Source organism: Bartonella sp. AD13SXNS (genome assembly GCF_042196465.1).
In the GTDB taxonomy this organism is placed as follows: Bacteria; Pseudomonadota; Alphaproteobacteria; order Rhizobiales; family Rhizobiaceae; genus Bartonella.
In genome coordinates, this window is the sequence record NZ_JBHIQI010000075.1 from 1 (window position 1) to 1,011 (window position 1,011).

The following is a 1,011-nucleotide window of genomic DNA, read 5'->3' on the forward strand; positions in this document are numbered from 1 at the left end:
TGTATTAAAGGACACAAGCCATGTGATGATAATGAAGCAGATGCTTTAGCAATTTTACATTTAGTTAAAGAAAGGGAGATCTCAAATGATGTCCAATAATAAAGTGGCGTTTGTAAAATTTAATACAGATCAGTTTTTAAAAGATCTTATGGGATTAAAAGTGACCGAGAAGGCTGTTTATACAACACTTGTGTTGCTAATGAATGATAGGAAAGCGCCTCTTATAAATAATGCGTCTTATTTATCAAGTTGGTGTGGGTGTTCAATAAGAACGTTTCAAAAGACCTTAGAGACTTTAATAAGCACGGATCATATTACGCGTTTAGAGAATGGGTGCTTATGGCATAAGTCACTAGCTTTTGATTATAGCATTAGCAAATTTTCAGAGAGAGCTTCGAAAGCAGCTTTAGCAAGGTGGAGTAAGAAAAGAGAGGAGGTAATACATGTCAACTAAGTTGCCATGGACGAGGCTTTTTGCAGATAAGTGGGCAATGGTTGTTGATTATTTGCCTGCTGTAGAGGGCAATATCTATATGCGATTACGGTTACGTATGTTGCGTACTGGTGAACCTCTTTTTTATAACATTAAAGTTTTATCTCATTACACTGGTTATTCAGTGAAGAAGTTCGAAGCAGCGTTAAATGTCTTGCTTGAAGAAGGATACCTTGTTCGTTTAGCAGACGGTCGTTTGTGGAATTTAGATGTTGAAGAAGAACTCAATAACTCTAATGAGAATTTAGATAAAGCTTCGGAAAAGGCATCAAAAGCAGCAAAAGCTAGATGGGATAAAAACAAAGATAAAAGTAATGATGATGCACGTGCAATGCATGAGCAATGCACGTGCAATGCATATGCAATGCTAGATGATGCCATTAACATTAACAATAACATTAACAATAACAAAAAAAATAAAACTATTATTTTATCAAAAAAAGAAATTGATTTTGAAAATTTAGAAACAAACGATTTTGTTGAAAAGGCAATCGAGTGTGATGATGTTCAATCAGAAC

2 protein-coding genes are annotated in these 1,011 nt (G+C 34.6%); both read left to right on the plus strand.

The window, feature by feature from the left end; all coding sequences use genetic code 11:
• The first annotated feature begins 88 nt into the window (after positions 1–88).
• A complete protein-coding gene (locus ACFIMQ_RS09435) occupies positions 89–454 on the plus strand; it encodes a DUF1376 domain-containing protein (RefSeq protein WP_375703933.1) in 366 nt (121 codons plus the stop codon).
• The coding region (locus ACFIMQ_RS09440) for a DUF1376 domain-containing protein (RefSeq protein WP_375703934.1) at positions 444–1,011 on the plus strand (568 nt) is incomplete at its 3' end. The genes ACFIMQ_RS09435 and ACFIMQ_RS09440, both read left to right, overlap by 11 nt.